At 58.8% G+C, this 14,502-nt stretch carries 15 protein-coding genes and 6 pseudogenes; 10 read left to right on the top strand and 11 right to left on the bottom strand.

The window, feature by feature from the left end; translation table 11 throughout:
* Positions 1-35 precede the first annotated feature (35 nt).
* Entirely contained in the window at positions 36-908 is an 873-nt protein-coding gene (locus tag ACFOFO_RS13285; protein ID WP_390328897.1) for a group II intron maturase-specific domain-containing protein, read from the top strand.
* Positions 909-1,419: 511 nt separating this feature from the next.
* On the opposite strand, the gene ACFOFO_RS13280 is transcribed toward ACFOFO_RS13285, so the two are convergent.
* The 4 genes from ACFOFO_RS13280 to ACFOFO_RS13265 form a co-directional block, all read right to left on the bottom strand.
* On the bottom strand, positions 1,420-1,860 hold the full coding sequence (locus tag ACFOFO_RS13280) for a DoxX family protein (RefSeq protein WP_390328894.1): 441 nt from the start codon (positions 1,858-1,860) through the stop codon (positions 1,420-1,422).
* 5 nt (positions 1,861-1,865) lie between these two features.
* Entirely contained in the window at positions 1,866-3,764 is a 1,899-nt protein-coding gene (locus tag ACFOFO_RS13275) for an amidohydrolase (protein ID WP_390328892.1), read from the bottom strand.
* Positions 3,765-3,826: 62 nt separating this feature from the next.
* A complete protein-coding gene (locus tag ACFOFO_RS13270; RefSeq protein ID WP_390331753.1) occupies positions 3,827-4,081 on the bottom strand; it encodes a DUF1427 family protein in 255 nt (84 codons plus the stop codon).
* A 118-nt stretch (positions 4,082-4,199) separates the two neighbouring features.
* Positions 4,200-4,886 carry a hydrolase gene (locus ACFOFO_RS13265; protein ID WP_390329421.1) on the bottom strand — a complete coding sequence of 229 codons (687 nt, stop codon included), beginning with the start codon at positions 4,884-4,886 and terminating at the stop codon, positions 4,200-4,202.
* Positions 4,887-5,370: 484 nt separating this feature from the next.
* On the opposite strand from ACFOFO_RS13265, the pseudogene ACFOFO_RS13260 reads away from it, so the two are divergent.
* A pseudogene (locus ACFOFO_RS13260) lies at positions 5,371-5,775 on the top strand (efflux RND transporter permease subunit); the annotation flags it as partial.
* A 258-nt stretch (positions 5,776-6,033) separates the two neighbouring features.
* On the opposite strand, the gene ACFOFO_RS13255 reads toward ACFOFO_RS13260, so the two are convergent.
* Entirely contained in the window at positions 6,034-6,609 is a 576-nt protein-coding gene (locus tag ACFOFO_RS13255) for an isochorismatase family protein (RefSeq protein ID WP_390329418.1), read from the bottom strand.
* Positions 6,610-7,003: 394 nt separating this feature from the next.
* On the opposite strand from ACFOFO_RS13255, the gene ACFOFO_RS13250 reads away from it, so the two are divergent.
* From ACFOFO_RS13250 to ACFOFO_RS13235, 4 genes and pseudogenes are all read left to right on the top strand, one after another.
* Positions 7,004-7,702, top strand: coding sequence for a YoaK family protein (locus ACFOFO_RS13250; RefSeq protein WP_390328890.1), 699 nt, complete (start codon positions 7,004-7,006; stop codon positions 7,700-7,702).
* Entirely contained in the window at positions 7,699-7,812 is a 114-nt protein-coding gene (locus ACFOFO_RS13245; protein WP_390328889.1) for a TMEM175 family protein, read from the top strand. The genes ACFOFO_RS13250 and ACFOFO_RS13245 overlap by 4 nt, the downstream gene beginning before the upstream one ends.
* Before the next feature lie 14 nt (positions 7,813-7,826).
* A pseudogene (locus tag ACFOFO_RS13240) lies at positions 7,827-7,948 on the top strand (IS6 family transposase); the annotation flags it as partial.
* 101 nt (positions 7,949-8,049) lie between these two features.
* Positions 8,050-8,358, top strand: coding sequence for a cation:proton antiporter domain-containing protein (locus tag ACFOFO_RS13235; RefSeq protein ID WP_390328887.1), 309 nt, complete (start codon positions 8,050-8,052; stop codon positions 8,356-8,358).
* Between the two features lie 131 nt (positions 8,359-8,489).
* Here ACFOFO_RS13235 and ACFOFO_RS13230 read toward each other — a convergent pair.
* The 4 genes and pseudogenes from ACFOFO_RS13230 to ACFOFO_RS13215 form a co-directional block, all read right to left on the bottom strand.
* Positions 8,490-8,987: pseudogene (locus ACFOFO_RS13230) on the bottom strand (IS5 family transposase); the annotation flags it as partial.
* Positions 8,988-9,255: 268 nt separating this feature from the next.
* Entirely contained in the window at positions 9,256-9,675 is a 420-nt protein-coding gene (locus tag ACFOFO_RS13225) for a hypothetical protein (protein ID WP_390328885.1), read from the bottom strand.
* A 74-nt stretch (positions 9,676-9,749) separates the two neighbouring features.
* Complete coding sequence (locus ACFOFO_RS13220; RefSeq protein ID WP_390328884.1) at positions 9,750-10,160, bottom strand: DoxX family protein; 411 nt, start codon at positions 10,158-10,160, stop codon at positions 9,750-9,752.
* A gap of 39 nt (positions 10,161-10,199) precedes the next feature.
* A complete protein-coding gene (locus ACFOFO_RS13215) occupies positions 10,200-10,901 on the bottom strand; it encodes a pirin family protein (RefSeq protein ID WP_390328883.1) in 702 nt (233 codons plus the stop codon).
* 111 nt (positions 10,902-11,012) lie between these two features.
* Between ACFOFO_RS13215 and ACFOFO_RS13210 the strand changes: the two genes are divergently transcribed.
* The 3 genes and pseudogenes from ACFOFO_RS13210 to ACFOFO_RS13200 all read left to right on the top strand — a co-directional run.
* A complete protein-coding gene (locus tag ACFOFO_RS13210; protein ID WP_390328881.1) occupies positions 11,013-11,957 on the top strand; it encodes a LysR family transcriptional regulator in 945 nt (314 codons plus the stop codon).
* A 57-nt stretch (positions 11,958-12,014) separates the two neighbouring features.
* Positions 12,015-12,638, top strand: a pseudogene (locus tag ACFOFO_RS13205) (LacI family DNA-binding transcriptional regulator); the annotation flags it as partial.
* A 159-nt stretch (positions 12,639-12,797) separates the two neighbouring features.
* Positions 12,798-13,113, top strand: a pseudogene (locus tag ACFOFO_RS13200) (IS66 family transposase); the annotation flags it as partial.
* 171 nt (positions 13,114-13,284) lie between these two features.
* Here ACFOFO_RS13200 and ACFOFO_RS13195 read toward each other — a convergent pair.
* Entirely contained in the window at positions 13,285-13,914 is a 630-nt protein-coding gene (locus ACFOFO_RS13195; RefSeq protein WP_390328877.1) for a malonic semialdehyde reductase, read from the bottom strand.
* Between the two features lie 75 nt (positions 13,915-13,989).
* On the opposite strand from ACFOFO_RS13195, the gene ACFOFO_RS13190 reads away from it, so the two are divergent.
* A complete protein-coding gene (locus tag ACFOFO_RS13190; protein WP_390328876.1) occupies positions 13,990-14,262 on the top strand; it encodes a hypothetical protein in 273 nt (90 codons plus the stop codon).
* 39 nt (positions 14,263-14,301) lie between these two features.
* Here ACFOFO_RS13190 and ACFOFO_RS13185 read toward each other — a convergent pair.
* Positions 14,302-14,502 (bottom strand): annotated as a pseudogene (locus ACFOFO_RS13185) (MlaD family protein); the annotation flags it as partial.

The raw sequence follows: 14,502 nt of genomic DNA, 5'->3' as shown, positions 1-14,502 counted from the left end.
AATGATCATAGATATCGGCCTAAATCAACGCGCCAGTGCTCGACCCTACCTGCGAGAGCGTGGAGGGGAGGTTCCTCTGCGCTACTCACCTTATTATTACCGGCAATTCGAAGGAATGGCTGGAACACGAGGTTAAGCCTGCAGTGGTTGAATTTCTGGCGGAACGCGGGCTAGTCCTGTCGCCTGAAAAAACCAGAATAACGCATATCAGGGATGGGTTTGATTTCCTCGGATGGAACATTCGCAAGTACAGCGGCAAGTTGTTGATGAAGCCGTCGAAAGCGAACGTCAATGCGCATCTTGACAAAATCCGTGAAGTCATCAAGGCCAACAAGACGGCTAAACAGGCAAATCTGATAAGGCTGCTCAATCCTGTTTTACGTGGATGGGCGAATTACCATAGCCATGTAGTCGCCAAGGAAACCTTTGCTCGGGTTGATGGCAATGTCTGGTCAATGCTATGGCGATGGGCGGGAAGAAGGCATCCAAATAAAGGAGCTCGCTGGGTTAAGGAAAGATACTTTAAAACCAGAGGCACCCGGAACTGGGTATTTGCCGCAACAGAAAAAAAAGAGGATGGCACGCAAAGAGAGTTTACTCTGCTAAAAGAGATGGATACGCCAATACAGCGGCATATCAAAATCAAATCGGACGCCAATCCGCACGACCCAAATTGGGAACAGTATTTCGAGTCCCGGTGGGGCAAGAAGATGCTGAACTCGGCGAGAGGTCGTGTGAAGCTATACCGTGTCTGGTTAAGGCAAGATCGCATGTGCCCTACCTGCCAGAAGCCCATCACAAAGCTCACGCCTTGGGATGTTCACTACTACACCATCTCAGTTGCCCTAGAAATTATTAGTACGCCGAAAATCAGTTGTGCAGCCGGGTGTCAAAAGATGCCTTCGTAGGGGCTTGAGCCGTGTGCATCGAAAGACGCATGCACGGTTCTTAGGGGGCTGGACGCGGGTAACCGCTTCCAGCTACCCGACAGTTTTAGATGCAATTCAACAGGTAGAGTCCTACCGGGCGTAACTGGTCGCACCTGGCCAAAAATGGACGGTCGCACAGCTCATCAGGTTGGGCTAAGTCGTTTCTGGCCTGATGTTTCCGCGCTCATGCAGGCGCCCCCGCTGCCTCGCAAGCCTGCGTCCTTGACCTCCCAGCAGCTACGCCCGGGAATCCGGTGCGAACAGTCTTGCACCTCATCGCGCTCGAGCCGCCTGGCCGCCGTCGCACGAGCGGATGTCAAGACCCTGGCGGCTTCGCGATCCGATAGCTCGTCGCGCCCGGCCCTCGCCCGCAGCAAGGGCCTGCCACGACGAGCAATCCGACCACACGCACCTGCACGACTAGGAACGCAGCGCGAGCGCGTCAGCTTGGCCTTTATGCCGCAGCGGACTGTCCATGGCGACGCCTCGCTCATGGCCGCGCTGGCGACCGCGACGGCGCCGGCTTGCCGACCATCGTTGCATCAACCGACCAGCGCCCGGGACCGCACAGCGCGATGCCAACGAAGACGGTCAGCAGCAGCCATCCGAACTGCCCTTGTGCGATCGACCATTCGGGATGTACCGCCACCATGGCCACCAGCAGCACGCCGATCACCGGCAGGCAGGCCAGCCGCGTGAGCAGGCCGGCCGCGATGAACAGCGGGCACACTACTTCGGCGAAAATCGCGGTCAGCAGCGGAAACGCAGGACCGGTGCCGAACGGGTCCTCGATGCGGGTCAGCTCTTCGCTGTAGTGGATGACCTTCGGCCAGCCGTGCACCTGGAACAGGATGAAGCTGCCCGCCAGGCGCAGCCACAGCAGGCCGATGTCGGTATAGGACGTGTAGAGTAGGGATCGGACCGTCGCCATGGCGATCAAAACGCAAAGCAGCTACAACCGAGTGCGCCCCAGAATCCCGAATAGTCAGAAACCGGCACGGATGACTTGCGCGCGATATCATGGGCATGGGCGTGCACACCGCACGCGCCCTTGCATTGGTGCGGCAATTGCGAAAGCTGCTGACGTGGGGCCACAGCACGATAGTGGCCGGGAACCGTCGCAACAGGTGACCAGTCAGGCAACACCGGTAAGGCCGGTAGATCAAGTGGCGTGAACTCGGCTTGGGCGAAAACGACCTTTCCCCCGACAATCGTCAAGACCGATTCAATCGACTTGATGCTTCCCTCGTCGATGGCAAAAAAGTCATCTGACAAGGCACATAAGTCTGCCAGCATGCCTTCTTTGATGCGCCCCTTTTTACCGTGTTCGCTGGAGAACCATGCGCTACCGGCGCTCCATAATTCCAGCGCGGTGTCACGCGACAGGCGATTCGACGAGTCGTACATGCGCAGGCCGCCGACAGTCCTGCCGGAGACCATCCAGTACAAAGCGGTCCACGGATTATAGCTAGCCACACGGGTGGCATCGGTGCCGGCACCCACCGGCACGCCTGCTGCAAGCATGCGCCCGACCGGCGGTGTGTGCTGGGCGGCTTCAGCCCCGTAGCGCTCGACGAAATACTCTCCTTGGAAGGCCATCCGATGCTGGATTGCGATCCCTCCGCCCAGCGCTTTCACGCGGTCAATATTTTTCGGCGTAATGGTCTCACAATGGTCGAACATCCATTGCAGACCATCGAAAGGAACGTCGCGATTAACCTTTTCGAACACGTTCAACATGTGGCTGATGGACTCGTTGTAGGTGGCGTGCAGACGGAACGGCCAGCGCTTGCTCACCAGGTGGCGCACTACCTGCTCCAGCTCCGCTTCCGCGTTTGCCCCAAGCTCGGGACGTGGTTCCAGAAAGTCCTCGAAATCGGTCGCCGAGAACACCAACATCTCGCCTGCACCATTGTGGCGATAGAAATCCGTGCCCTCGCCGGGCGTGACCATATCAGTCCACTTTTTGAAATCGTCCAGCTCTTTGCCTTTGTTCTGCGTGAACAGGTTATAGGCGATGCGGATGGTGAGCTGGTCGTCCCGCGCCAGCTGCTCGACCACAGCGTAGTCTTCGGGATAGTTCTGGTAGCCGCCGCCGGCATCGATCGCGCTGGTCAGACCCAGTCGATTCAATTCGCGCATGAATCGGCGTGTGGAATTAACTTGCTGCTCCTGCGGCAGCTTGGGTCCTTTTGCCAACGTGGCATACAGGATCATCGCGTTCGGCCGCGCGATCAACATGCCGGTCGGATTGCCGGCCGCATCGCGCTGGATTTCGCCGCCGGGCGGGTTCGGGGTGTCTTTGTCGTAGCCCACTACCCGCAGCGCGGCGCGGTTCAGCAGCGCGCGGTCATACAGGTGCAGCACGAACACCGGTGTGTCGGGAGCAGCAGCGTTGATCTCATCCAGCGTGGGCATGCGCTTTTCTGCGAACTGGAATTCGGTCCATCCGCCGACGACGCGGACCCATTGTGGCGACGGGGTACGCCTGGCTTGCTCTTTGAGCATGCGCATCGCATCGGCCAACGATGGCACGCCTTCCCAGCGCAGTTCAAGGTTGTAGTTCAGGCCGCCACGAATAAGGTGCAGGTGCGAGTCATTCAAGCCCGGAATGACTGTTCGGCCGTGCAAATCGAGCACTTTGCTCGCTGACGTCCGGTGTCGCATGACGTATTCCGTATCGCCAACGGCAAAAAATTTTCCGTCTTTAATGGCGACCGCTTCTGCTAAAGGCTTTGATTTGTCGATGGTATGGAAACGGCCGTTCGTCAAGATGAGCGCATCGGCGTCCGCCTCCCGTCCGCCCGCAGCCCGCAACCGCTGATCTTTGTCCATGTTTTCACCTCGATTAATAATAGATTCCTGATGTGACTGTCCGTCCTTGAAACGGCATGCCGCTAGGCGTCCTCCTTCTCCTTGGGAGCAGCTGGCGTCACCCCTGTGATCTTGGGCGCGCACTCGTGGCTGAACCAAGTCAGAGAAAACTCCTTGTGCAAGACCTGCTTGCCGAGCGGCAGAATTTGACCACCGATCAGCATGCCAAGCAGGCCGATCAGGGCGACGGCGGGCGGCGCGGGCGAGTTCACATCAATCAAGTCATAAATGAGGCCCATCAGGATGCCGGCGGCGAGCGAAATAAGATAAATTTTCATGATCATTACCTCACGTTTGAGCGACAGTCGTGCCTCTGTCCCCGCGTCTACGCATGAGCGTAGTGCCCACTGAGGCGAGCCACGACAGGCGCCCGTCCCGGTCTTCCTTGCTGATGTGTTATTTAGCTGGTACCGGCGCGAGCACGGTATGCTTGCCGGCGGCGCGCTGCGGCGCTTTATGTACCATGGTGTAGGCATAGTCAACCCCCATGCCGTACGCGCCCGAGTGTTCCTTGACGATGGCCATGACAGCTTCGTAAGTCTCTTTACGGGCCCAGTCGCGCTGCCACTCCAGCATGACCTGCTGCCAGGTCATCGGCACGACGCCCACCTGTATCATGCGTTGCATCGCATATTCGTGCGCCTCGAGCGATGTGCCGCCGGAGGCGTCGGCGACCATGTAGATTTCATAGCCGCCTTCCAGCATGGCGCTCAGCGCAAAACTGTTGTTGCATACTTCGGTCCACAGGCCCGATACCACCACCTTTTTCTGGCCGTTGGCCGCCAGCGCATCGCGCACCTTCTGATCGTCCCACGAATTCATCGAGGTGCGCTCAAGGATCTCCTTGCCCGGGAACACGTCAAGCAGCTCCGGATACGGCGGGCCTGAGAAGCCCAGGGTTTCGACGGTGGTGATAATGGTCGGAACGGCGAACGCCTTGGCCGCCTTGGCCAGAGCAACAGTATTGTTTTTGAGCATCTGCCGGTCCATCGACACCACGCCAAACGCCATCTGGGGTTGTTGATCGATGATAATCAGTTGGCAGTTATTAGCGGTTAGCAATTCTAATTTCACATTAGCCATGATGTTCTCCAAATGTGTGGGTGTGGTAGGCCGCCCCGATGTGGCCGCCGGCTGTATTCAGACTGCACTAGCATCGCTGCTATAGCGCCAGCGCACTCCCGATCTATTGAGGGAAGAACCGTAAAAGTGCAGACTCGCCAAATCAGTATAGTCAAAAGTATATTTATTTCTGAATTTTTTTCCCGCTAAACGATGCCGGATAAGCTAGTCGAGGAACTGAGCCGTATTGTCAAGGTGCAGGGCTGTCCCAGAACCCGGTCGGGATGACGGTGGCTGCGATGAGCCTGCAGAAAATCACCGCATCACGGGCGAGATCGTGCGCGCCGTCAGGAAGGTCAAGCCCCTAAGTTAATCTGGGGGGATTCAGCAAGAGCTGCGCCCCGCATGGGTTTGCGGCTCTTTTTACATCACGTCGAAAGATATCGAATGAAAAAAACCGCGAGAGCCGCGTCCAACGCGGGTTTCAAAAAAATTAGAAAGTCGTTCTCCCCAGATTAACTCAGGGCCTTGCAGGAAGGTGCCGGGCGTATCGTCCGCGCTGGCGGAGCTGCTCAACGGCGAGCGCTACATCGATGTCAAGATCGACCGCGATGCGGCGGTTCGTTCCGGCCTGAACATTGCCGACGTGCAAAGCATCAGCTCAAGCTCGAGCGGCGGCGACAACACCGGTGAGACGGTCAACGGCCTGCAACTTTTTCCGATCAACATGCACTACCAGAGCCTAGTGCTCCACTCGGTGGAAAAGCCGCATGACCTACCAGTGCCGATCGAACGCGGCGCGCAGATCCGCCGGGGCGATATCTCCACGATCCGTATCGACGATGGCCCTCCGGGTAAAGGGGGAAACAGAATGCAACACTACAGTAGCCGCCAAAAAGAAGAATTTTGACACCGCTAAGTCCGGCTCAGCGGCTAGCGTAGCGCGCAGTGATACGCCAGTTTCGTGTTGTGTGCCAGCGCAGCGGCGCCTGGATGGCCCGCCCAGTGCCGGTAGCGGACAATTAACTGCGATGCAAGCGGAAGGGGCGATGCGCCACATCCGGCATCGCCATGGGAAATGGATTGCCGCCAGAACCCTCACATGCAATCTGTCGCCATGGTGGCACGTTGCGTGCGTTGGCGCACAGCATGGGGCAGCGAACGGCGTTTAGTGAGGCAGCATCTGGCGTGCGTAACGCAGGCCGGCGCCACAGCCACCGCCATTTTTTTCAATCACCGCACGTGCGCCATCATACGTTTCTTTGCGCGTCCAGTCACGCTGCAACTCGAGCACGACCTGTAGCCAGCTGGTCAATTGGGCGCCATGTCCACTCATGCGTTGCGACGCAAGTTCGTGGCCGCTGGTGGTCAGGCCGCCGCAGGCATCGCCGACCACGTAGCATTCATAGCCGTCGCGCTGTGCGCTTAGCACGGCGGAGCTGATGCATGCTTCGGTCAGCATGCCAGAAAACAGCAGCTTTTTGCGGCCGGTTGCGGCGATGGCTGCCTGGCAGGCGGCATCTTCCCAGACATTCATGTTCTTTCGCTCGATGATTGTCTGGTGTGGCACGAGGGCATGCAGGTCCGGCATCAGCGGACCGCTGTAAACCTTGCTAGCCGAGGTGCTGACGACAATAGGCAAGGAGAAGGCGAGGGCGGTCTCAAGCAGGGCGACCGAGTTGTTTAACAGGCTCTGGCGGTCGATCGATTGCACGCCGAAATTCAGGCCGGCCTGGTGAACGATCAGTATCAGTGCGCAATCTTATGGGGTCAACAAATATTCTAGCGGGTTCGTATATTCCTCTGCGGTGAAAGTGGCTCACGTGCTGGCGATGGCCTGAAAAATCGCGCTGCGACACTTCGCGGACGCTCACTGTGCCGCGGACGGCGCTGGAAAGACCGCAACCGCACGGTGACGCAGTCAGCTTATCAGTCGGCGTGCGCATGAACACGTGGCAATAGAACAGGCCAAGTCCTATGCTAGCGCAATTGCACAGGATGGGCGCGGCAATTTGCCCAGGCAAACTGGCCAAATGATATGGGATTTCACACAGGGAGTCGGATAAGATAATAGCTGGCGGCGTCCGCTCTTGCCAGCAGGAGGGCGCATTTTTTGGATTGTTTGGGGGAGTAAAAGCGTGAATACAAATCAGCGTAATCGCTTGCATGGTACGAGTCTGGGCTTCGTCGCCGGTTACGTCGATACGCTAGGTTTTGTTGCGCTATTCGGCCTGTTTACGGCGCACGTGACGGGAAACTTCGTCTTGATCGGCGCGGCGCTGGCGGATCCATCGCATGTGTCGATCCTCCTGAAGTTCTTGGCTTTTCCCGCATTCATCATTGGTGTCGCCATGGCGCGCTTGCTGATTGCAGCCGCCGAAAACCGCCAAGGCCCTGCCTTGAAGCTGGCATTGCTGCTGCAGTTGCTGTTGCTCGGCGGTTTCATGCTGTTCGGTGTACTGGCTGCGCCGATTGACCTCGACGTGACGCCGTTCGCCATGGTCGCCGGCCTGCTGGGAGCCGCAGCAATGGGCGCGCACAGCGCTACCAGCCGCCTGGTGCTGGCGCATCTGGCGCCCACTTCCATGATGACTGGCAACGTCACCCAGGTTGTCATCGATGCGATCGACGCGTTGCGCGGCGTGTCTGATGGTACGATGGCTGAGCGCTGCGCCAAATTTTTGTGGCCGCTGTTCGCCTTTGGGACCGGGGCGATCGGCGCCGCATTCGCCTATAAATACTTCGGCTTCTACGCGTTGCTGGCTCCAATCGTTCTGCTGTGCGGTGTAATTGCACTCGACTGCGGGGCAAGCGGGCGCGCGGCAGCGACTAAATGACAAAAAGCCGGCTCGAATCGTTTAGCGATGGGGTCATCGCGATTGCCATTACGATCCTGGTATCGAGTCGCCACATACACTGGACCGGCCGAAATGTTTGCCAAAATTGAGCGTGTCGTTGCGCCGGGTGATCATTGCCGACAAACTAAAAAGTTACGCTGCGGCCAAGCGCGAGATCCTGCCAAGCACCGAACACCGCACAAGGGTCTCAACAATCAATGTGACGTGTCACACCAACCGACCAGGTAACGACGAGGGCAAGTTGCGCCAAAAATTCCAGCAATGCGTAAAATTGGGAACGATTTAGCCTAAACTCGCCTGATAAAAATCGGCTTCAGGTTTTTCCCTTGGCAATTTGGCTGGACTTGGCGGCCTACTATATGGAAACTTTAGAAATAATATTTGGCTTGCTCACTGTCGTAGCTGAATTAGGTGCGCTCTCTAAAAGACAGCCCATCCCACTGCCTATTCTGCAAGTAATTGGCAGCCTCATCCTTTCTTTTGTGCCTGGCTTTAGTAACGTACGTCTTGATCCCAACATATTTTTTGCATTGTTCATTCCACCGCTCTTGTTTTCAGAAGCTTGGATGATCCCAAAACGGGAATTAGTGGAAGTAATGAGACCGGTGTTATTGCTGGCACTAGGGAAGCGCTGATCAATTGACGATTTCGGCGCGTCTCCGGTTTTTTCAGAAGCGGTCGCGTCGAAACGCGGAAATCGTTTCTGCAGCAGCACTTCAGCCGGTTTTTTCAGCAAATCCGCAATTCTATTTGCGCCTTTCGGCGCTCAGGACGCAACTCGGGTATTGGGTAACGCAAATCGCCGGCCGGCCAACACCAGATTGGCGAAACCGAACAGCGTAAACAGTTGTGCAGTGTTCTTGGCCAAGCCGCGATAGCGTGTCGTACGATGACGGAACAGGTTCTTGATGACATGAAACGGATGCTCGACCTTCGCCCGCACGCTCGCCTTGAGATGCTCCAGTTTTTCGAGCATGCGCCCCAGCTTGTTCTTTGGCAGCGCCTTGCGCTTGGAACGCTTCATCGCCACGTGCCAAGTCACCAATTTGCCGCGATTCTCTTCGCGTTTTTCCACGCCCTGGTAACCCGCGTCACCAAGCGCTGCGATCTCGTCGCTGTGCAGAAGCGCGTGCGCCTGGGTTACGTCGGAGACGTTGCCGGCAGTGCCGATCAGCGTGTGCACCAGACCCGAAGTCGCGTCCACGCCGATATGCGCTTTCATCCCGAAGTGCCAGTCATTGCCCTTCTTCGACTGATGCATTTCTTTAATGAACTCTGGCCGACGGCGATAGGCGTTCTATCTCCGGATCAGGCCGTCGTCAGCATGGTGTGATCCATCGGCGACTTGCTTTGGCCCTCTCCGTCGCGTTGTCTACATCGCCCTTCGTACTGGCCATCGACCTCTCAATGCGGATCGATCCGGCTAAGTGCGTCTCGAACTACCCGTTCGTCGCCGAACGGGCAGACCCGCGCGACACCGTCCTGATGTATCCCTGACTTTCCGCTCACATAGGGCGGGGTGCTAGCCGCTGCTATTGCGGCCGGCTCACGCCCATGCCGGCGAGCGCCTGACGCACCGCGCCGTGCGCGATGACCACGTCCGGGCCATCGTGCAGCAGCACGTTGTATTTGCGGCGGAACTCCGCGTCAATCTCCTTGCCGGGGCCGATTAGCGCTTCGACCGCAGTGCGGAAGTCGGCCGCCGTGTCGCTGTCGAATGGATGCTCCTTCTCGTCGAGCCGCTCGTCCAGTTCGGCCATCAGGCTGGACAGCTTCTGCAGCCAGGCGAAGTGCGGGTGGGTCGTGATCAGCTGAAGGTGCTCGAGAGGGCTGCCGACCGCGCCAAAATACTGCGTCTCGACGTCGATCAGTGCCTTGTGCAGCTTGCGCAGCGCGTGGGTGAGGGCAATCGCCTTGGCGCGCAGCGCAATGTCTTTTTCGGTAGTAGTCATCTCGATTCCTCATCTGATGAAAAAAAAGAACGAGGCGTCGCGAATGCGGCGCCTCCCTGACGCTTGCTACGTAATCAAGCCTTGCGCAGCGCGTCGACGCTCCAGGCGCCGGCGCCCCAAGCGGCCACGCTCAGCAAACCACCGACGACGGCGATATTCTTGAAGAACATCAGTTGCTGCACGAATTGCTGCGCTTCCGGCACCGCCCAGTAATTATGGAAAAAGAACGACGCCACCAGGGTGAACAATGCCAGCGCGAGCGCCGCCACGCGGGTGCCGGCGCCCAGCACCAGGGCCAGACCGCCGATGATTTCGAGGCTCAGCGCAAACGCTGCGGCCAGTTGCGGCGCCGGCAAGCCGACTGAGGTGATGTAGCCGACCGTGCCGGCAAAGCCGGTCAGCTTGCTGATGCCGGCAGGCAGGAACAGCAGGGCGAACAACAGGCGGCCTGCGAGGGACAGCGGGTTTTGTAGTGACTTGATCATGATAATTCCTTTGTGTGTAATTTGGATGAAACGTTTAGGTCAGGCAGCCAGGTCGAACACCAGCACCTCGGCGTTGTCGCCATCGGCCAGCGTGATCCGGCATTCTTGCTCCAGCAAAAGGGCGTCGCCGCCGGACAGTCGCTGGCCGTTGACTGTCAACGTGCCGCGCACCACGTGCACATAGGCCTTGCGGGCCGGATCGAGCGCCAGATCGGCCGCTTCGGCGCCGTCGAACAGGCCGGAATACAGCGCCGCATCGGCGTGCACGGTGACCGAATCCTGGGCGCCGTCGGGCGAACCGATCAGCCGTAGCGCGCCACGTTTCTGGGCGGCCGGGATGGTCTTCTGTTCGTAGCCCGGGGCGATCCCTTTCGCGTTCGGCAACAGCCAGATCTGCAGGAAGTGCGTGGTCTGGTCTTTTGCGTGGTTGAACTCCGAGTGCACGACACCGGTGCCGGCACTCATGCGCTGGACGTCGCCCGGCGGGATGCCCTTGACGTTACCCATGCTGTCTTGGTGCGCCAGTTCGCCCGACAACACGTAGGAGATGATTTCCATGTCCTTGTGGCCGTGCTTGCCGAAGCCGGCGCCGGGGGCTATGCGGTCTTCGTTGATGACGCGCAAGTTGCCCCAGCCCATGTGGGCCAGGTCGTAATACTCGCCGAACGAAAACGAATGGTCGCTTTTGAGCCAGCCGTGGTCGGCGTGGCCGCGGTCCTGCGCTTTGCGTAATGTGATCATGATCTGGACTCCCGGTTAGTTGATGGAGTCCATTGTGGGCTCGCGGAAGCGCTTGCCGGATCTGCCGAATTGATGGCATCATTCAAATAATTTGAATGGATGGAGCCAGCCATGATCACGCCACGCGATGTATTGACGCCGTCCTCGCTGGCGATGCTGCAGGCGGTGGCGACCACCGGCAGCTTCGCCGCCGCGGCGCGCGCCAGCAACATGGTGCCGAGCGCGCTGACGTACCGGGTGCGCATCATCGAGGATGCGCTCGACGTGCTGCTGTTCGACCGCAGTTCGCGCCAGGCGCGCCTGACCGAGGCGGGCAAGGAGTTGCTGCGCGAGGGCGCCCGCCTGCTGGTCGACATCGACGCGGTGGCCAACCGCGTCAAGCGGGTCGCCACCGGCTGGGAGTCGCAGCTGACGATTTCGGTCGACAGCATCATCAACCGCGTCACCATGATGGAGCTATGCGAGGCGTTCTTTGCGCTGAACCCGCCTACCCGCCTGAAGCTGCGCGACGAAACTTTGTCCGGCACGCTCGAAGCGCTGACCTCCGGCCAGGCCGACTTGGCGCTCGGCGTGGTGTTAGATGCCAAAGTGACGGTCGGGCTGCAACGGCGGCCGCTGGGCACGGTGGGTTTCGTGTTAGCGGTGGGCGCGAATCATCCGCTGGCGCGGGCCAGCGAGCCGCTCAGCGACGATCTGATCCGCAATTACCGCGCGGTGGCGCTGGCCGACTCTGTCGAACGCGGCGGCGGGCTGACCGTCGGTATGCTGACCGGGCAGGACGTGTTTACCGTCTCCGACATGGCGGCCAAGGTCGATGCGCAGATCCGCGGGCTGGGCGTCGGCTTCCTGCCGAAGTCCCTCGCCCAACCGTATATCGACAGCGGCAAACTGGTGGTCAAGCGGGTCGAGCGCGCCGACCATGAGCTGCGGTTTTGCTACGCCTGGCGCGACAGCGGCAAGGGAGCGCAGGGGCGGGCGTTGCAGTGGTGGCTGGAGCAGATGCAAAGTGCGGTCAGCCGCGCGGCGCTGCTCGACGCCCGCCGGCCCGTCGGCTAGCGAAAGGGCCTGCCGATGTTCGTGATATGGTTTGCCGACTAACGACGTGAGAGTTCGATGACAAGCAAGACTCCAACTTTGAGGGACCTGGCCACCGCCACCGGCGTGCACCTGTCGACCGTGTCGCGCGTGATCAATCCGCAGAACCGCTCGAAGGTCAGTGTCGAAGTGGCGGACCGCATCCTGGCCGAGGCCAAGCGGGTGGGGTACCGGCCGAACCGCTCGGCGTCGACGCTGGTCACGCGCAAGTCCAACATCATCGGCGTGGTGCTGCCCGACATCACCAACGCCGTGTTCCCGCCTATCCTGATGGGCATCGAGGATGCGCTGCGCCAGGAAGGCTACGTCGCCAACGCCGGCGACGACAGGGTGCAGCAGCGCTTCGTGGTCGACCAGCTGCTGGCGCGCCAGGTCGATGCGCTGATCCTGGCGACCGCCACCCGCAACGATACGATCCTCGACTACTGCCTGGCCTCCGGCGTGCCGACCGTCACCGTCAACCGCCGCGAGGACGCCAGCCGCGTCTCCAGCGTGGTCAGCGACGAGGCCGACGGCATGCTGCTGGCGGTGAACCACCTGGCGGCGCTCGGCCACCGCCGTATCGTCCACCTGGTCGGCCCGCAGAACCTGTCGACCGGCTACCTGCGCAAGGAAGGCTTCGTCGCGGCGATGGCGGCGCCCGATGCCGATGTACATCCAGCGCCAGAAGCGCAGGGTCGACATCGGCTCGTCGCGCGCGCCGCCAGCCACCCCGAAGCGCGGCGAGCCCGGGGCGGCGCGCATGCCGGCCGACGCCGGCGCCAGGCGCAGCTTGTCGACGAACTGTTGTTGCACCAGCCGGCGATCGCCAAAGCATTGGACTACAGCCCCAAACGCTGGAATGCGCTCGTGCGCTTCCTAGGCAATGGGAGTGTACCCATAGACAATAACATCATCGAGAATCAGATACGGCCGGTCGCAATTGGTCGCGGTAATTGGCTGTTCGCAGGATCGCTGCGAGCTGGGCAGCGGGCCGCCGCGATCATGAGCTTGATTCAATCTGCCAAACTCAACGGGCACGATCCGTACGCCTATCTGAAAGATGTGCTCACGCGCAAGCGAGATCGCAACGCTATTACCGCACCACTGGCATCCCAACTTGCAAGCCAACACATAGAGTGCATTTATTATTGGCAGTTCGCGTCAAGATGACTTCCCTAGCCGCTTACGCCATATCGATATTTACGGTGAAGTATTTTTTCCAATAATAACGAGACCGTCTTCCCCTACGCCTTATCGAACGTAATGGATACCTTGTTTCAAAACGCTATGAATCTCGGCTTCCGGATCAAAGTAGTTTGCATGCCTCATCGAAATCGAGGCGAGGGCTGCGCGCGAAAAGTTTAGTTGGATCTCCGTAGCCTAGGTTGCACAGGAAGTTGGTCTTGATGTGGCTGTCCGGAAAATACTCATACCCGAAGTTCACTCGCTTCGAGTCCGGGAAGAACTCATGGTCCACTTTCGTTTGGTCGAATCCGGACATCGGTCCACAGTCCAATCCGAGGGCGCGCGCCGCGATCATGAAGTAGGCTCCCTGCAGCGAACTGTTCCGCCTGGCAGTAACCTCTGCGAGTTCTGGGGTATCGGCGAACCAGGCGCGTGCATCCGCATGTGGAAATAGTTTTGGCAATAGCTCAAAAAATTTTCCGTCGTAGCCGATGATGGCCGTGACCGGTGCTGCCATGGTCTTCTCCACATTGCCCGGTGCCAACGCCGGCCGTAGTCGCTCTTTACTTTCGGGCGTGCGCAGGAATAAAATTCGCGCCGGAGAACAATTGGCACTGGTCGGCCCCCATTTCATGATGTCATAGAGGCGGTGCAAGGTATCGTCACTCACCGGCTTATCTAGCCAGGCATTGTGCGTGCGCGCCTTGAAAAATAGGAGATCAAGTCCGTCTTCGCTCAGTTGGTTGCTCATGGTCATATCTCAAATGTTGGTTAGCGTTGACGATGCCGCCACCAGAAAAGTATAGGAGCAATCAAGCAAAATGGAATGACTTTGTTCATGAGTCAGTCGCGCTGTGGAATGGTGCCTGCTGTCAGGAATTTTTCTGTGCTGCCATTTATTGATTGCTTCATTGCTGAGCCCAATATTGGCGAATCGCTAAATTGGGCCGAGCTGGAAAATTCATGGTTGGCCAAATTCCGCAATCATTACAGCGTGAGCGATCACCGTTCGCCAGCATTTTTTCAACTTAAACCACCATACGGCATTAAAATTCCTCCGGCGATCTGCGAAAGAGGCGGAGAATTGTCAGCGGGATGAAGCGCGATTTCGATTGCGACAGAATAGGGGCGCAATGAATTAATGTGCATCAGGCGGCGCGACAAATCCATGTTCACCGGGGCCGGGTAGTCCTGGTGTTCGCCCGAACAATAAACTTTGTGGTTGCTGCTGGACGTCCGATAGCACGCGGTCCAGCACATGAGAGCTACGAGAAAAGTCATTGATCATGCCGTGCAATTGCGGAAGAGAATCTTTTAAAGCCTGGCTCGTCTGCCCCAC

Origin of the sequence: Pseudundibacterium arcticum, from assembly GCF_042646465.1 — a bacterium.
GTDB lineage: Bacteria > Pseudomonadota > Gammaproteobacteria > Burkholderiales > Burkholderiaceae_D > Undibacterium_A > Undibacterium_A arcticum.
Note: the sequence above shows the minus strand (reverse complement) of the source record. Positions and strands in the feature narration are given on the sequence as shown.